A 948-nucleotide genomic window follows, 5' to 3' on the forward strand; every position below is an offset into this window, starting at 1 on the left:
CGCGGGCAGCTACGGCGGCCACGTCGGCGGCGGCCTGGGCATCGGCATCCCCACCACGCAGAAACGTGCCGCCGGCATGGCGATCTGGGTGCCGCCGGGGGCGCAGGCGCCAGCTGCGCCAGCGGGACGCTGAAACCGCGCCACCGGGCAGGCGTGCAGCGGCGACGTGCTCTGCGCGCCGGCCTGCCTGCATCCAGGCACTGCAACATTGCTACGTTATGGTCCACCCGCTTGAAAGGCGGACGGTCCCGCTTGGCTGCGAACCGCAGGCATTCCGCTCACGTGGGTAGGGAATGCATGAACTGGATCGCCTTCATGCAGCAGAGAACCCTTTTCGTCTTCATCCATGAAGAGAGCCCATGAAGCGCTGGATATGGATTTCCGCTGCTTGTTTGCTGTCGTTTCACGCCACCGCCGCAACGGTCTACCAGAAGCTCGTGTGCCGCGACAATGATCCGTTCGTGTTCTGTACCCAAGGTTGCAAGGGTGTCGACAAGAACTGGAGCCCGGTCGATCCGATCAGTGGCACATGGCGAGCGGACCCAGGCTACTGTTTGAAGCCGAGTCCGGTCCGCTGCTGCAAGCGCGGTTCGCAGTGCGGTGCATGGACGCCCACCGCGATCGCCGCGGTGAAGCAATACGAGGACATCTGTCCGGCAGCCGCCAAACAAGGCAACTGGACGGATCCTAGCCGGCGCCCGGAAAGCGTGCCGTACGAGCACTGAGGGCCGTACCGCTGCGCTTTCGCACAGCGATGCGATGGCCATCACTTGCGCTGCGACGGTACGAAATCCTCGTCCACCGCCGCGGCCAGTTGGTCCGGAGGCAGCAGCCCCTGGTCCAGCAGGAAGTTGTTGAACTTCAGGCGGTCGAACCTGGCGCCCAGCGCCAGTTCGGTGCGCATGCGCAGTTCCAGGATGCGGCTGTAGCCGTAGAAGTAGCTGGCGG

The 948-nt window shown here is 64.8% G+C and carries 2 protein-coding genes; one reads left to right on the plus strand and one right to left on the minus strand.

Features of this window, described 5'->3' with window-relative positions:
- The first annotated feature begins 359 nt into the window (after nucleotides 1-359).
- Entirely contained in the window at nucleotides 360-725 is a 366-nt protein-coding gene (locus tag D588_RS26545) for a hypothetical protein (RefSeq protein WP_081613512.1), read from the plus strand.
- Between the two features lie 41 nt (nucleotides 726-766).
- Here D588_RS26545 and D588_RS24285 read toward each other — a convergent pair.
- A partial coding sequence (locus tag D588_RS24285) for a DUF885 family protein (RefSeq protein ID WP_043083929.1) occupies nucleotides 767-948 on the minus strand: 182 nt, incomplete at its 5' end.

This window comes from Xanthomonas sp. SHU 308 (genome assembly GCF_000364645.1).
Classification (GTDB): Bacteria; Pseudomonadota; Gammaproteobacteria; order Xanthomonadales; family Xanthomonadaceae; genus Xanthomonas_A; species Xanthomonas_A sontii.